Source organism: Pseudomonas sp. 14P_8.1_Bac3 (genome assembly GCF_025466085.1).
GTDB lineage: Bacteria > Pseudomonadota > Gammaproteobacteria > Pseudomonadales > Pseudomonadaceae > Aquipseudomonas.
The window spans coordinates 1-16,126 of the sequence record NZ_JANLOD010000018.1 but is presented as its reverse complement, the minus strand read 5'-3'; the positions used below and the strand labels follow the sequence as shown (position 1 = coordinate 16,126).

The window sequence follows — 16,126 nt, the reverse complement described above, 5'->3', positions numbered from 1 at the left end:
AGGAACGAATTCCCGCCAAATTTAGGGGTACAAGAGTCTAAAGAGGATCTTGTCCCCAGTCAAGGCAAGGCCCCGACCTCCCCGCTCATCCAACCTCGACAAATTGTCTCGATTCGATGAACGGAATGGTCAGGGCCTCACGCTCATTTATCGCAGAACTCAGTTGCCGCTAGAGTTCAGCGCTTCGGTCAGTGCAGCTTCCACTTCACTGGCGCTTACGCGCAACGGCTTGTCAGCATCACGGCGGCGTTTACGCTCGCTGTGATAAGCCAGACCGGTACCGGCCGGGATCAGACGACCCACGACCACGTTTTCTTTCAGGCCGCGCAGGTAATCGCGCTTGCCGGTTACCGCCGCTTCGGTCAGTACGCGAGTGGTTTCCTGGAAGGAAGCCGCCGAGATGAACGATTCGGTGGACAGCGACGCCTTGGTGATACCCAGCAATACGCGAGTGAACTTGGAAACGAATTTCTCGTCGTTCGCCAAGCGCTCGTTCTCTACCAGAACGTGAGTCAATTCCATCTGGTCGCCCTTGATGAAACTGGAATCGCCGGATTCAGCGATTTCAACTTTACGCAACATCTGACGCAGGATGGTCTCGATGTGCTTGTCGTTGATCTTCACGCCTTGCAGGCGGTAAACGTCCTGGATCTCGTTCACGATGTACTTGGCCAGCGCACTCACACCCAGCAGACGCAGGATGTCATGCGGATCGCTCGGGCCGTCGGAGATAACTTCGCCGCGGTTTACCTGTTCGCCTTCGAAGACGTTCAGGTGACGCCACTTCGGAATCAGCTCTTCGTACGGATCGCTACCATCGTTCGGGGTGATTACCAGACGGCGCTTGCCTTTGGTCTCTTTACCGAACGCGATGGTGCCGCTGACTTCAGCCAGAATCGACGCTTCTTTCGGGCGACGAGCTTCGAACAAGTCGGCAACACGCGGCAGACCACCGGTGATGTCACGGGTCTTCGAAGTTTCTTGCGGAATACGAGCGATAACATCACCGATCGCGATTTTCGCACCGTCCGCTACACCGACCAGGGCGTTAGCTGGCAGGAAGTACTGAGCGATAACGTCAGTGCCTGGCAGCAACAGATCCTTGCCGTTGTCATCAACCATCTTCACGGCAGGACGGATATCTTTACCGGCAGCTGGACGGTCTTTGGCGTCGAGTACTTCAATGTTGGTCATACCGGTCAATTCGTCAGTCTGACGCTTGATCGTGATGCCTTCTTCCATGCCTACGTAGGTCACGGTACCTTTCATTTCGGTAACGATTGGGTGAGTGTGCGGATCCCACTTGGCCACGATTGCGCCAGCGTCGACCTTGTCACCTTCTTTAACCGAAATCACAGCACCGTACGGCAGCTTGTAACGCTCGCGCTCACGACCGAAGTCATCAGCGATCGCCAGCTCACCGGAACGGGACACCGCAACCAGGCAACCATCCACTCGCTCAACGTGCTTCAGGTTGTGCAGACGGACGGTGCCGCCATTCTTCACCTGAACGCTGTCAGCCGCGGAGGTCCGGCTTGCCGCACCACCGATGTGGAACGTACGCATCGTCAGCTGGGTACCCGGCTCACCGATGGACTGGGCAGCGATAACGCCGACCGCTTCACCGATGTTCACCTGGTGACCACGGGCCAAGTCACGACCGTAGCACTTGGCGCAGATGCCGTAGCGGGTTTCACAGCTGATCGGCGAACGCACGATCACTTCGTCGATGCTGTTCAGCTCGATGAACTCGACCCACTTCTCATCTACCAGGGTGCCGGCAGGAACGATTACGTCCTCGGTACCTGGCTTGAATACATCGCGGGCAATGACACGACCCAATACGCGCTCACCCAACGGCTCAACAACGTCACCGCCTTCAATGTGCGGAGTCATTACCAGGCCATGTTCGGTGCCGCAATCGATCTCGGTCACAACCAGATCCTGCGCCACGTCTACCAGACGACGAGTCAGGTAACCGGAGTTCGCAGTTTTCAAGGCGGTATCCGCCAGACCTTTACGCGCACCGTGAGTGGAGATGAAATACTGAAGTACGCTCAAACCTTCACGGAAGTTCGCAGTAATCGGCGTTTCGATGATGGAACCGTCCGGCTTGGCCATCAGGCCACGCATACCGGCGAGCTGACGGATCTGCGCCGCAGAACCCCGTGCGCCCGAGTCGGCCATCATGTACATCGAGTTGAAGGACTCCTGATCGACTTCGACGCCATGACGGTCGATGACTTTCTCTTTCGAGAGGTTGGCCATCATCGCCTTGGAAACTTCGTCGTTCGCCTTGGACCAAAGGTCGATCACTTTGTTGTACTTCTCGCCCTGGGTTACCAGGCCGGAGGCGTACTGGCTTTCGATTTCTTTCACTTCATCGGTAGCAGCGCCGATGATGCGGGCTTTCTCATCCGGGATAACGAAGTCGTTAACACCGATGGAAACGCCGGAAATGGTCGAATAAGCAAAACCGGTGTACATCAACTGGTCAGCGAAGATCACAGTCTCTTTCAAACCAACCACGCGGTAGCACTGGTTGATCAGCTTGGAGATCGCCTTTTTCTTCATCGGCAGGTTGACGACGTCGAAGGACAGACCTTTTGGCACAACCTGGAACAACAGCGCACGGCCGACAGTGGTGTCGACGATACGGGTGTTGGTCACGCTGCCGCCGTCACGGTCGTTGACGGTTTCGTTGATCCGCACTTTGACTTTTGCGTGCAGTGCGGCTTCGCCGGCACGGAACACACGGTCAACTTCCTGCAGATCCGCGAACACACGACCTTCGCCCTTGGCGTTGATCGCTTCACGAGTCATGTAGTACAGACCCAATACAACGTCCTGCGACGGAACGATGATTGGCTCACCGTTGGCCGGCGACAGAATGTTGTTGGTCGACATCATCAACGCACGCGCTTCCAACTGGGCTTCCAGTGTCAGCGGTACGTGCACGGCCATTTGGTCGCCGTCGAAGTCGGCGTTGTACGCAGCACAGACCAGCGGGTGCAGCTGGATAGCCTTACCTTCGATCAGTACCGGTTCAAACGCCTGGATACCCAGACGGTGAAGGGTCGGTGCACGGTTGAGGAGAACCGGGTGTTCGCGGATCACTTCAGCGAGAACGTCCCAGACCTCCGGCAGCTCGCGCTCGACCATCTTCTTCGCAGCTTTGATGGTGGTCGCGAGACCACGCATTTCCAGCTTGCCGAAAATGAACGGCTTGAACAGCTCGAGGGCCATCTTCTTCGGCAGACCGCACTGGTGCAGACGCAGAGTCGGACCTACGGTAATTACCGAACGACCGGAGTAGTCAACACGCTTACCGAGCAAGTTCTGACGGAAACGACCCTGTTTACCCTTGATCATGTCAGCCAGGGATTTCAGAGGACGCTTGTTTGAACCGGTAATAGCACGACCACGACGACCGTTATCGAGCAGTGCGTCGACAGCTTCCTGCAACATACGCTTTTCGTTGCGCACGATGATGTCCGGTGCGGACAGATCAAGCAGGCGCTTCAAGCGGTTGTTACGGTTGATCACTCGACGATACAGATCGTTGAGGTCGGAAGTCGCGAAGCGACCGCCATCCAGCGGGACCAGTGGACGCAGATCTGGCGGCAGAACCGGCAGAACGGTCAGCACCATCCATTCTGGAAGGTTGCCGGAACCCTGGAAGGCTTCCATCAACTTCAGACGCTTGGACAGCTTCTTGATTTTGGTTTCGGAGTTGGTTTGCGGAATTTCTTCGCGCAGACGGCCAATCTCGTGTTCCAGATCGATAGCGTGCAGCAGTTCGCGGACAGCTTCAGCACCCATACGGGCATCGAAATCGTCGCCGAACTCTTCCAGCGCTTCGAAGTACTGCTCGTCGTTGAGCAGCTGACCTTTTTCAAGGGTGGTCATGCCCGGGTCGATAACGACATAGCTCTCGAAGTAGAGAACGCGTTCGATATCACGCAGGGTCATGTCCATCAGCAAGCCGATACGCGACGGCAGCGATTTCAGGAACCAGATGTGGGCAACAGGCGAAGCCAGTTCGATGTGCGCCATGCGCTCACGACGAACTTTGGCCAGTGCGACTTCAACACCGCACTTCTCGCAGATCACACCACGGTGCTTCAAGCGCTTGTACTTACCGCACAGGCACTCGTAATCCTTTACCGGGCCAAAGATTTTGGCGCAGAACAGGCCGTCACGCTCAGGTTTGAACGTACGGTAGTTGATGGTTTCCGGCTTTTTAACTTCACCGAACGACCACGAACGGATCATCTCAGGCGATGCCAATCCAATACGGATGGCGTCGAACTCTTCGACTTGACCCTGGTTTTTCAGCAAATTCAGTAGGTCTTTCAAGGCCTTTCCTCCTGGCGGAGCAGAGAGCGGGCAATCCTGCCCCGCTCTCGATTCGCGTCACGTGTTATTCGGTTTCCAGATCGATATCGATGCCGAGGGAACGAATTTCCTTGATCAACACGTTGAAGGACTCGGGCATGCCCGGCTCCATACGGTGATCGCCGTCCACGATGTTTTTGTACATCTTGGTCCGGCCGTTCACATCGTCCGATTTCACTGTGAGCATTTCTTGCAGAGTGTAAGCAGCACCGTATGCTTCCAGTGCCCAGACCTCCATCTCCCCGAAACGCTGACCACCGAACTGTGCCTTACCACCCAGCGGCTGCTGGGTAACCAGGCTGTACGAACCGGTAGAACGAGCGTGCATCTTGTCGTCTACCAAGTGGTTCAGCTTCAGCATGTACATGTAGCCAACAGTAACCGGGCGCTCGAACTTGTTGCCGGTACGGCCGTCGGTCAGCTGCATCTGGCCGCTTTCTGGCAGATCCGCCAGTTTCAGCATGGCCTTGATTTCACTTTCCTTGGCGCCGTCGAACACTGGAGTGGCCATTGGAACACCGCCACGCAGGTTCTTCGCCAGATCCAGGATTTCCTGGTCGGAGAAGCTATCCAGATCTTCGTTACGACCGCCGATCTGGTTGTAGATCTCGTCGAGGAATTTACGAAGCTCGGCGACTTTACGCTGCTCTTCGACCATCCGGTTGATCTTCTCGCCCAGACCTTTAGCCGCGAGGCCCAGGTGGGTTTCAAGGATCTGACCAACGTTCATACGCGAAGGTACGCCCAACGGGTTGAGGACGACGTCGACCGGCGTGCCATTGGCATCGTGCGGCATGTCTTCAACCGGCATGATCACGGAGACCACACCCTTGTTACCGTGACGACCGGCCATCTTGTCGCCCGGCTGGATGCGACGACGGATTGCCAGGTAAACCTTGACGATTTTCAGCACGCCAGGAGCCAGGTCATCGCCCTGCTGCAGCTTGCGCTTCTTGTCTTCGAACTTGTCGTCCAGCAGACGGCGGCGATCAACGATGTAGGCCTGAGCCTTCTCGAGCTGCTCGTTCAGAGCATCTTCAGCCATGCGCAGTTTGAACCACTGACCATGCTCAAGACCGTCGAGAACTTCGTCGGTGATGTCCTGACCTTTCTTCAGACCGGCGCCACCTTCGGCTTTGTGGCCGACCAGAGCGGAGCGCAGACGTTCGAAAGTGGCGCCTTCAACGATACGGAACTCCTCGTTCAGATCCTTGCGGATCTCGTCGAGCTGGGTCTTCTCGATCGACAGGGCACGAGCATCACGCTCAACGCCGTCGCGAGTGAAGACCTGTACGTCGATGACAGTACCCTTGGTGCCAGTAGGCACGCGCAGAGAGGTGTCTTTAACGTCGCTGGCTTTTTCACCGAAGATGGCACGCAGCAGTTTTTCTTCCGGAGTCAGTTGCGTCTCGCCTTTCGGAGTGACCTTACCAACCAGGATGTCGCCTGCGCCTACTTCGGCACCTACGTAAACGATACCGGCTTCGTCCAGCTTGTTCAGCGCAGCTTCACCCACGTTCGGGATGTCCGCGGTGATTTCCTCTGGCCCAAGCTTGGTGTCACGCGCCACACAGGTCAGTTCCTGAATGTGGATCGTGGTGAAACGATCTTCCTGAACCACACGCTCGGACAGGCAGATGGAGTCTTCGAAGTTGAAGCCGTTCCATGCCATGAACGCGATGCGCATGTTCTGGCCCAGCGCCAGTTCACCCATATCGGTGGACGGACCGTCAGCCATGATGTCGCTGCGCTGAACCCGATCACCCTTACGCACCAGCGGACGCTGGTTGATGCAGGTGTTCTGGTTGGAGCGGGTGTATTTGGTCAGGTTGTAGATGTCGACACCCGCTTCGCCGGTTTCAACTTCATCATCAGCAACACGAACCACGATACGGCTTGCGTCCACGGAATCGATCACGCCGCCACGACGAGCCACGACGCAAACGCCGGAGTCGCGAGCCACGTTACGCTCCATGCCGGTACCGACCAGCGGCTTGTCAGCGCGCAGGGTGGGTACAGCTTGACGCTGCATGTTCGACCCCATCAACGCACGGTTGGCGTCGTCGTGCTCGAGGAACGGGATCAGAGACGCTGCAACCGAAACTACCTGCTTCGGCGACACGTCCATCAAGGTGACGTCTTCCGGCGCCTTGACGGTGAACTCGTTCAGGTGACGAACAGCTACCAGCTCGTCGATCAGGACTTTCTTGTCGTTCATCGTGGCCGAAGCCTGAGCGATCACGTGATCAGCTTCTTCGATGGCGGACAGGAACACGATCTCGTCAGTGACCAGGGCGTCTTTTACCACACGGTACGGACTCTCAAGGAAGCCGTACTGGTTGGTGCGCGCATAAGCAGCCAGGGAGTTGATCAGGCCGATGTTCGGACCTTCCGGCGTTTCAATCGGGCATACGCGACCGTAGTGAGTCGGGTGTACGTCACGAACTTCGAAGCCGGCACGCTCACGAGTCAAACCGCCAGGGCCGAGTGCGGAAACACGACGCTTGTGAGTGATCTCGGACAGCGGGTTGTTCTGGTCCATGAACTGGGACAGCTGGCTGGAACCGAAGAACTCTTTCACTGCCGCAGCCACTGGCTTGGCATTGATCAGGTCTTGCGGCATCAGGCCTTCGCTTTCAGCCATCGACAGACGCTCTTTGACCGCACGCTCAACACGTACCAGGCCAACGCGGAACTGGTTCTCGGCCATTTCGCCTACGCAGCGAACACGACGGTTACCCAGGTGGTCGATGTCATCGACGATGCCTTTACCGTTACGGATGTCGACCAGAGTCTTCAGAACCGCGACGATGTCTTCCTTGCACAACACGCCCGAACCTTCGATCTCGGTACGACCGATACGACGGTTGAACTTCATCCGGCCGACCGCAGACAGGTCATAGCGCTCAGGGCTGAAGAACAGGTTGTTGAACAGGGTCTCGGCGGCATCTTTGGTTGGCGGCTCGCCTGGACGCATCATGCGATAGATCTCGACCAGCGCTTCCAATTGGTTGCTGGTGGAATCGATCTTCAAGGTGTCAGAGACGAACGGACCGCAGTCGATATCGTTGGTGTACAGCGTTTCGATGCGAACAACGCCGGCCTTGGCGATTTTCGCCAGGATCTCGGTGTTCAGCTCGGTGTTGCACTCCGCCAGGATTTCGCCGGTTGCCGGATGCACGATGACCTTGGCAGTAGTGCGACCCAGGACGTAGTCCAGAGGCACTTGCAGCTCTTTGATCCCTGCTTTTTCCAGCTGGTTGATGTGGCGAGCAGTAATACGACGGCCCTGCTCGACAATAACCTTGCCTTTGTCGTCCAGGATATCCAGGACAGCGATTTCACCACGCAGGCGCTGAGGCACCAGTTCCAGGCTGAGGTTTTCACCTTGCACATGGAAGACGTTGGTGGTGTAGAACGCGTCGAGCACTTCTTCAGTGGTATAGCCGAGCGCGCGCAGCAGTACCGATGCAGGCAGCTTGCGACGACGGTCGATACGCACGAATACGCAGTCTTTCGGGTCGAACTCGAAGTCCAGCCACGAACCGCGGTAAGGAATGATGCGCGCGGAGTACAGCAGTTTGCCGGAGCTGTGCGTCTTGCCACGGTCGTGGTCGAAGAACACGCCCGGGGAACGGTGCAGCTGGGAAACGATTACACGCTCGGTACCGTTGATTACGAAGGTACCGTTCTCAGTCATCAGTGGGATTTCGCCCATGTAGACTTCTTGCTCTTTGATGTCCTTGATCGCTTTGTTCGACGATTCTTTGTCGAAAATGATCAGGCGCACTTTTACCCGCAAAGGTACGGCATAAGTGACACCGCGCAATACGCATTCTTTGACATCAAATGCCGGTTCGCCCAGGCGATAACCGACGTACTCCAGCGCAGCATTGCCGGAGTAGCTGATGATCGGGAAAACGGATTTGAAGGCCGCATGCAGGCCCACGTCGCGGAACTGATCTTTAGTCGCTCCCGCTTGCAAGAATTCACGATACGAATCCAGCTGGATGGCCAGGAGGTACGGCACATCCATGACGTCCGGCAACTTGCTAAAGTCCTTGCGGATACGTTTTTTCTCAGTATATGAGTAAGCCATCAGCGTTCCCCAGCTTGGTCACCTGCTTGTTTGGCCCCTCCCGACGGGAGCAGCCAGAAAATCGTGCAAACCCCATGGTTTGCGCCACCGCATCGGGTGGTTACAGCTCGTTACCAGCACCGACCCAGTCGGTTGCCAATAACGGAAAAAGGCCGGTGGCAAGAGCCACCAGCCATCAGCCTTTCGCTTAACGCTCGGGCTGGAGGAGCAAAGTCGATGCTTACTTCAGCTCGACTTTAGCGCCTGCTTCTTCCAGTACTGCCTTGGCCTTGTCAGCTGCGTCTTTGGCAACAGCTTCCAGAACCATGGCAGGAGCGCCGTCAACTACAGCCTTGGCTTCTTTCAGGCCCAGACCGGTCAGTTCACGTACTGCCTTGATCACGTTAACTTTCTTCTCGCCAGCTTCGGTCAGCATGACGTTGAATTCAGTTTGTTCTTCAACAACGGCAGCTACAGCAGCTGGACCAGCGGAAGCAGCAGCAGCGGAAACGCCGAACTTCTCTTCCATGGCCTTGATCAGCTCAACGATTTCCAGAACGGATTTTTCGCCGATTGCTTCGATGATTTGGTCGTTAGTCAGAGACATGACTATAAATTCCTGTATTGGGGTGACAGCCTACGCGGCCATCGAAATAAACAATAAACGCTGAAAGGAGTCGCTCAGCCTTAGGCTGCAGCAGCTTCTTTCTGGTCGCGAAGGGCCGCCAGAGTACGAGCCAATTTGCTGGTTGCGCCTTGAATCACGCTCATCAGCTGAGAAATTGCTTCGTCACGGGTCGGCAGACTTGCCAGTACGTCGATCTGATTAGCTGCGAGGAACTTGCCCTCGAACGCAGCTGCCTTGATCTCGAACTTATCCTGACCTTTTGCGAATTCCTTGAAAATACGAGCAGCAGCGCCCGGATGTTCTTTAGAGAATGCAATCAAGGTCGGGCCAGTGAACACGTCGTTGAGCACGTCATATTGAGTGCCAGCAACAGCGCGCTTGAGCAGGGTGTTACGCACAACACGTACGTAAACGCCAGCTTCACGAGCCTCTTTACGGAGTCCGGTCATAGCGCCAACTGTCACGCCGCGGGCATCAGCCACAACAGCAGACAGGGCAACATTGGCAGCCTCGTTGACTTCAGCGACGATGGCCTTCTTGTCTTCGAGTTTAATTGCCACGGGTTTAACTCCTGCTTGTTACCGTTTCATCCAACCGGAGCCGGATGTCGTTTTGGTGTCTGATTCGGTAAGGAACCGGGAGCACCATCTGCGTAGGCTTGAGGTTTAAGACTTGCGTCGCCTACGGTCTTGGATAGCCCCCGCCAGGCAGGGACCCCAATCTTTCAATTGGCGCAATCGCTTGCGCCAACCGGTGTCTTACGCGTCGAGCGAGCCTTGGTCGATGACCAGACCTGGACCCATAGTGGTGCTCAGGGTAACGCGCTTGACGTAAATACCTTTCGAGGAAGCTGGCTTGATACGCTTCAGATCAGCGATCAGGGCTTCAACGTTTTCCTTCAGCTTGACGGCATCGAAACCGATCTTGCCAACGGAAGTGTGGATGATGCCGTTTTTGTCGGTGCGATAACGAACCTGACCAGCCTTGGCGTTCTTAACCGCGGTAGCTACGTCTGGAGTAACGGTGCCGACTTTAGGGTTAGGCATCAGGCCACGTGGACCGAGGATCTGACCCAACTGACCCACAACGCGCATTGCATCCGGGGATGCGATAACCACGTCATAGTTCAGGTCGCCGCCTTTCATTTCGGCAGCCAGGTCGTCCATACCTACACGGTCAGCGCCGGCAGCCAGAGCGGCCTCAGCAGCTGGACCCTGGGTAAATACAGCAACGCGAACAGTCTTGCCAGTGCCGTGTGGCAGCACAGTAGCGCTACGAACGACCTGGTCGGACTTACGCGGGTCAACGCCCAGGTTCACAGCAATGTCGAACGACTCGCTGAACTTGACGGTCGACAGCTCTGCCAGCAGAGCAGCAGCGTCCACAAAGTTGTAGGACTTGCCTGCTTCAATTTTGCCGGCGATAGCCTTTTGACGCTTGGTCAACTTAGCCATTACACACCCTCCACGTTAAGGCCCATGCTACGAGCAGAACCGGCGATGGTACGCACGGCTGCTTCCATATCAGCTGCAGTCAGATCCGCGTTTTTAACTTTCGCGATATCTTCCAGCTGAGCACGAGTCACAGTGCCAACCTTAACGGTGTTCGGACGAGCGGAACCGCTAGTCAGACCAGCCGCCTTCTTCAGCAGAACCGAAGCAGGGGTGGATTTGGTTTCGAACGTAAAGCTACGGTCGCTATAGACAGTGATGATCACTGGAGTCGGCAGACCTGGCTCAATACCCTGAGTGCGGGCGTTGAAAGCCTTGCAGAATTCCATGATGTTCACGCCGTGCTGACCCAAAGCAGGACCAACAGGTGGACTTGGGTTAGCCTGAGCGGCCTTCACTTGCAGCTTGATGTAAGCGGTAATCTTCTTGGCCATGAGGCACTCCAATTACGGGTTCGAACGCCTCGAGAGGCTCCCCGGTTACTTGCGCGTTTATCCCAGTGACGACAAAACCCCACAGCCTAGGGCTGCGGGGTTGGGATGCTTGCTCAGCTAGACCTTTTCGACCTGGCTGAACTCGAGCTCTACCGGAGTAGAGCGACCGAAAATGAGCACAGCCACTTGGATCCGGCTCTTTTCGTAGTTAACTTCTTCAACCGTACCGGTAAAGTCGGCAAACGGCCCGTCATTGACACGTACCGACTCACCTGGCTCGAACAACGTCTTCGGCTTCGGCTTGTCGCTACCATCAGCAACGCGACGCAGAATCGCTTCCGCCTCTTTATCCGTAATTGGCGCAGGCTTATCAGCGGTCCCGCCGATAAAACCCATCACTCGAGGAGTATCCTTGACCAAGTGCCAAGTACCCTCGTTCATGTCCATCTGTACCAGCACGTAACCTGGGAAGAACTTGCGTTCGCTTTTGCGTTTCTGGCCATTACGCATCTCAACCACTTCTTCAGTGGGGACCAGAATTTCGCCAAAGCCATCTTCCATGCCAGCCAGCTTTACGCGCTCTATCAACGAGCGCATGACATGCTTCTCGTAACCGGAGTAAGCATGCACAACGTACCAACGCTTAGCCACGGGACACCCTTAGCCGACAATCAAGGAAACAAGCCAGCCGAGCAGGGAATCAAGCCCCCACAACAGCAACGCCATAACCAGGACAACAGCCACAACAATCAGTGTGGTCTGCGTGGTTTCTTGGCGAGTTGGCCATACGACTTTACGAATCTCAGTGCGAGCTTCCTTAACCAATACAAAGAAAGACTTGCCCTTGACTGTCTGCAGGCCTACAAAGGCAGCTACAGCAGCTATGACAAGCAATGCTAGTACGCGGTACAGGATCGGCGAAGCAGAGTAATACTGATTGCCAACAACGCCAACAACCACCAAAGCGACTACTACTAGCCACTTGAGCAGATCGAAGCGAGAGCCTTGAGCTTCAGCTTTAGGAGTCATCTATGAAGATCCTGTGAAAAGAAAGCCAGACACACCAAGTGAATCTGGCAGGTCAGGAGGGAATCGAACCCCCAACCTACGGTTTTGGAGACCGTCGCTCTGCCAATTGAGCTACTGACCTAAAACAAAATCAGGCCGACCATTATGCCGGCCCGAAAAAGACATTACAACAACTTACTCGATGACTTTAGCTACGACACCAGCGCCGACGGTACGACCGCCCTCACGAATCGCAAAACGTAGACCATCTTCCATCGCGATGGTTTTGATCAGGGTAACGGTCATTTGAACGTTATCACCCGGCATCACCATTTCAACACCTTCTGGCAACTCGCAGTTACCGGTCACGTCAGTCGTACGGAAGTAGAACTGTGGACGGTAGCCCTTGAAGAACGGTGTGTGGCGACCGCCTTCTTCCTTGCTCAGAACATAAACCTCAGCGGTGAACTTGGTATGCGGCTTGACGGTACCCGGCTTAACCAAAACCTGGCCACGCTCAACATCATCACGCTTAGTACCACGCAGCAGGACACCACAGTTCTCACCCGCCCGACCTTCATCGAGCAGCTTGCGGAACATTTCAACGCCAGTGCAAGTAGTTTTGACAGTGTCACGAAGACCGACAATCTCAACTTCTTCCTGAATGCGAACAATGCCCCGCTCAACGCGACCAGTCACAACGGTACCGCGACCGGAGATCGAGAACACATCCTCGATCGGCATCAGGAACGGCTTATCAATGGCACGTTCAGGCTGCGGAATATAGCTATCCAGAGTCTCAACCAGCTTCTTGACAGCAGTAGTGCCCATCTCGTTGTCATCTTGACCATTCAACGCCATCAGCGCCGAACCAATGATGATTGGAGTGTCATCACCTGGAAAATCGTAAGTGCTCAACAGATCGCGCACTTCCATCTCAACCAGCTCGAGCAGCTCAGCATCGTCAACCATGTCAGCCTTGTTCAGGAAGACAACGATGTACGGAACGCCAACCTGACGGGACAGCAGGATATGCTCACGGGTTTGCGGCATCGGACCATCAGCGGCCGAACAAACCAGAATCGCACCATCCATCTGCGCAGCACCAGTGATCATGTTTTTTACGTAGTCGGCGTGACCAGGGCAGTCAACGTGTGCGTAGTGACGCACGGCCGAATCGTACTCAACGTGAGCAGTGTTGATGGTGATACCACGAGCTTTTTCTTCAGGGGCGCTATCGATCTTGTCGAAGTCAACCTTAGCCGAACCGAAAACCTCGGAACAGACACGGGTCAAAGCAGCAGTCAGAGTGGTTTTACCGTGGTCAACGTGACCAATAGTACCAACGTTGACGTGCGGCTTATTACGTTCGAACTTTTCCTTAGCCATCAAAATCACCCCTAGGAGAAGAATTGAGCAAGTCAAACAAGCCATTAAAACAAAGGCAGATATTTTCATATCTGCCTTGTTATATGGAGCTCTTGAGCGGATTTGAACCGCTGACCTCACCCTTACCAAGGGTGTGCTCTACCAACTGAGCTACAAGAGCGAAACACTTTGCAGGATCTGCAAACTTGGAGCGGGTAGCGGGAATCGAACCCGCATCATCAGCTTGGAAGGCTGAGGTTCTACCACTAAACTATACCCGCGGAGCTTGCAGCTCTCGCTAAAAATGGTGGAGGGGGAAGGATTCGAACCTTCGAAGTCGTAGACGTCAGATTTACAGTCTGATCCCTTTGGCCGCTCGGGAACCCCTCCTAAGCGAGCCGGCATTCTATATCATACCGACCTTCTGTCAAGCATTTTCTCATTAAAAACCTGAGGTTAGCTGCGTTGACCTCGCTCCGCACTGCCAACCTTTAAAGGTGTTCACTGCGAAGCGGGCGCCATTCTATGCAAACTATTCCGCGGGTGCAACCCCCTCACACGGCATTATTTTATGTTTTAACTCATTGAATTCTCTGGAAAGGTTTTGCAACTGCACGTCATCGAGCCAACGCCTGCTTTCTGGAGCTACCCGCACCCAGTAACCTGCAAAATCGGGAATATCCTTGGGCAGGGACTGATACTTGATCTCCATGCCGTTCAAGCGTCGCTCGACAGCCTGAGCAGCCTCTTGGCGTACGACCCCCCCTAGATATAAACAGTCATTATCCGCCTGAACAGATTTTGTTTTATCGCGGGATGCATCGGCCGTCTCGCTCAACAAGCGAATATCCTGCTGACTCCCCCGATACAAATTCAAAGGAGTGACATCCTTCGCACGTAGAGGAGCCTCTTGTTGGTGCCAAATGTAATAAAACACGTTGAGAACAAGCAGGAGCAGGAACAACCAACGCATACATACCTCATTACAAAGGGCAGGCCATAGCCAAACCCACAAACACCAGATCTGGAACCACCCTGGCCTCAGGCACGATCTCGGAAACCAGCTCCGCATCACCACCAGTAAGGAATACAGAGAAGTCTTCGCCCCAGTAGCTACGCGCAAGCTCTAACTGAGTCAAAACAAAACCACGAAGCATCAGTGAGCAGCCGCGCTCAACCGCTTCGACGGTTGTACGACCCGGAGCGAGACTTTCCAGAGCGCGCTCGGCCGCGAGGTCTCCATAGCGAATTTTGCGAGTATGAGTGCGCAGCTGATTCCGCATCAACGGCATTCCCGGGCAAATGAACCCGCCGAGATGCCCTCCATCACCGGCAATGAAGTCTGCAGTGACAGCAGTACCGAAATCGAGCACCAGGCATGCACCCGAGGCTAAACGGAAGCCGCCCAGCATCGCCAGCCACCGATCGAGCCCTAGGCGGTCGAACTCTTCATAGCCATTGCGAACCCCGGACATTTCGCGAGCAGGTGACGCACAGACCACCGACACCCCGAAAGTCTCTGTCAACCGAGAAACCAGTGCACCTGTCTCCTCGGCCGTTCTTACGCTGACCAACCGACAGAACTTTAGAGCAATCCCTTCGAGCGCATTCAAACTCTCCAGCAGAGCAACGTCCGAATCAACGACGCCCTCACCAACCAGCTGCAGCGCATCCGCAGCAAGCACCCGCCACTTGATAAAACTGTTTCCGCAGTCGAGCTCAAGAATCATCACGCAACCTCAAGCTGAGCTCACCACCACTAAAGATTTTTTCCACACCACCCACCTTCAAGCGCAAAGCACCCTGACTATCAATACCGAGCACTTCGCCATCTATCTGGTTAACACCAGCGATCAACGACACCGCCCGCCCCTGCCATAGGTGATTTTGCTCCCACTCAGCCTGGATAGCGGAAAATCCTTCGACCTGGTGCCGACTCAGGTAGGCTTGAAGCATCTGCCCCAATTGCGCGACCAGGCGATTGCGATCGAACGCTTGCCCTGACTCAAGCCGCATCGATGTCCATTGCTGATCAACCTCTTCGGTCATCTGCATGTTCACGTTAATTCCAACCCCCAGCACCACGTGACATACATCAGCAGGATCGCCCACCAGCTCGAGCAAGATCCCCGCAATCTTTTTCTGACCAACCAGAACGTCGTTTGGCCATTTTAAGCCTGCGCCCGAAACACCCGAGACTCTAAGGGCTTGCATGACCGCAAGCCCGACAACAAGGCTCAAACCTTCCAGTTGGCGCATACCGCCCTCGATACGCAGCACCAGACTGCAATAGATGTTTTCTGCGAAGGGGCTCACCCACTTACGCCCACGACGTCCGCGACCCGATGTCTGCCGTTCGGCGAGCACGAGGAACGGTGCTGTCTGGCCTCGCTCTATTGCACGCAGCGCTTCAGCATTCGTAGAGTCGATTGAATCAAGAACCAGGATGGGCCAATTACAAGAAGACGCATGCTCTGCTATCGCGACAGAATCGAGCAGCGTCAACGGCGAAGCCAATCGATACCCGCGCCCTCGTACCTTGTGGATAGACAAGCCAAGTTCGGCCTCTAAAAGCTGAAGCTGTTTCCACACAGCACTGCGACTAACGCCCAAAGCGCCGCCCAGGGCCTGACCCGAATGGAATCGACCATCCTTAAGAAGCTTTAACAACGTCAGCATGCAAGTCTCGCCTCACAATGAGGCCCGCATGATAGCCACGCCATGAGCTGTTGCATAGAAATCGCACCAAGCGATTTTCCTG

12 protein-coding genes and 4 tRNA genes are annotated in these 16,126 nt (G+C 55.2%); all 16 read right to left on the bottom strand.

What is annotated here, in order from left to right; all coding sequences use genetic code 11:
- Positions 1-159: 159 nt before the first annotated feature.
- Positions 160-4,359, bottom strand: coding sequence for a DNA-directed RNA polymerase subunit beta' (gene rpoC, locus NTD84_RS05735; RefSeq protein WP_262164023.1), 4,200 nt, complete (start codon positions 4,357-4,359; stop codon positions 160-162).
- 64 nt (positions 4,360-4,423) lie between these two features.
- Positions 4,424-8,497, bottom strand: a complete 4,074-nt coding sequence (rpoB, locus tag NTD84_RS05730) for a DNA-directed RNA polymerase subunit beta (RefSeq protein WP_262164022.1) — start codon at positions 8,495-8,497, stop codon at positions 4,424-4,426.
- A 220-nt stretch (positions 8,498-8,717) separates the two neighbouring features.
- Positions 8,718-9,083: a 50S ribosomal protein L7/L12 gene (rplL, locus tag NTD84_RS05725; RefSeq protein ID WP_084319630.1), complete on the bottom strand. Its 366-nt coding sequence runs from the start codon at positions 9,081-9,083 to the stop codon at positions 8,718-8,720.
- Positions 9,084-9,163: 80 nt separating this feature from the next.
- Positions 9,164-9,664 carry a 50S ribosomal protein L10 gene (rplJ, locus tag NTD84_RS05720; protein WP_007896629.1) on the bottom strand — a complete coding sequence of 167 codons (501 nt, stop codon included), beginning with the start codon at positions 9,662-9,664 and terminating at the stop codon, positions 9,164-9,166.
- Between the two features lie 198 nt (positions 9,665-9,862).
- Positions 9,863-10,558, bottom strand: coding sequence for a 50S ribosomal protein L1 (gene rplA / locus NTD84_RS05715; protein ID WP_003444394.1), 696 nt, complete (start codon positions 10,556-10,558; stop codon positions 9,863-9,865).
- The gene (gene rplK, locus NTD84_RS05710; protein WP_017341076.1) at positions 10,558-10,989 is read right to left on the bottom strand and encodes a 50S ribosomal protein L11; all 432 of its coding nucleotides are present in this window, start codon (positions 10,987-10,989) and stop codon (positions 10,558-10,560) included. The genes rplA and rplK overlap by 1 nt, the downstream gene beginning before the upstream one ends.
- Positions 10,990-11,106: 117 nt before the next feature.
- Entirely contained in the window at positions 11,107-11,640 is a 534-nt protein-coding gene (nusG, locus tag NTD84_RS05705) for a transcription termination/antitermination protein NusG (protein WP_007933727.1), read from the bottom strand.
- 9 nt (positions 11,641-11,649) lie between these two features.
- Positions 11,650-12,018, bottom strand: a complete 369-nt coding sequence (gene secE / locus NTD84_RS05700; RefSeq protein ID WP_007896620.1) for a preprotein translocase subunit SecE — start codon at positions 12,016-12,018, stop codon at positions 11,650-11,652.
- Positions 12,019-12,063: 45 nt separating this feature from the next.
- Positions 12,064-12,139: transfer RNA gene (locus NTD84_RS05695), tRNA-Trp, on the bottom strand.
- 53 nt (positions 12,140-12,192) lie between these two features.
- Positions 12,193-13,386 carry an elongation factor Tu gene (gene tuf / locus NTD84_RS05690; RefSeq protein WP_007896619.1) on the bottom strand — a complete coding sequence of 398 codons (1,194 nt, stop codon included), beginning with the start codon at positions 13,384-13,386 and terminating at the stop codon, positions 12,193-12,195.
- 84 nt (positions 13,387-13,470) lie between these two features.
- Positions 13,471-13,546 (bottom strand) — tRNA-Thr (locus NTD84_RS05685).
- 26 nt (positions 13,547-13,572) lie between these two features.
- Positions 13,573-13,646: transfer RNA gene (locus NTD84_RS05680), tRNA-Gly, on the bottom strand.
- A gap of 24 nt (positions 13,647-13,670) precedes the next feature.
- Positions 13,671-13,755: transfer RNA gene (locus NTD84_RS05675), tRNA-Tyr, on the bottom strand.
- Between the two features lie 142 nt (positions 13,756-13,897).
- Positions 13,898-14,338 (bottom strand): hypothetical protein, encoded by a 441-nt coding sequence (locus tag NTD84_RS05670; protein ID WP_262164021.1) that lies wholly within the window; start codon positions 14,336-14,338, stop codon positions 13,898-13,900.
- A gap of 10 nt (positions 14,339-14,348) precedes the next feature.
- Positions 14,349-15,095, bottom strand: a complete 747-nt coding sequence (locus NTD84_RS05665; protein ID WP_262164020.1) for a pantothenate kinase — start codon at positions 15,093-15,095, stop codon at positions 14,349-14,351.
- A complete protein-coding gene (birA, locus tag NTD84_RS05660) occupies positions 15,085-16,044 on the bottom strand; it encodes a bifunctional biotin--[acetyl-CoA-carboxylase] ligase/biotin operon repressor BirA (RefSeq protein WP_262164019.1) in 960 nt (319 codons plus the stop codon). Before birA ends, NTD84_RS05665 begins: the two co-directional genes overlap by 11 nt.
- Positions 16,045-16,126: the final 82 nt, after the last annotated feature.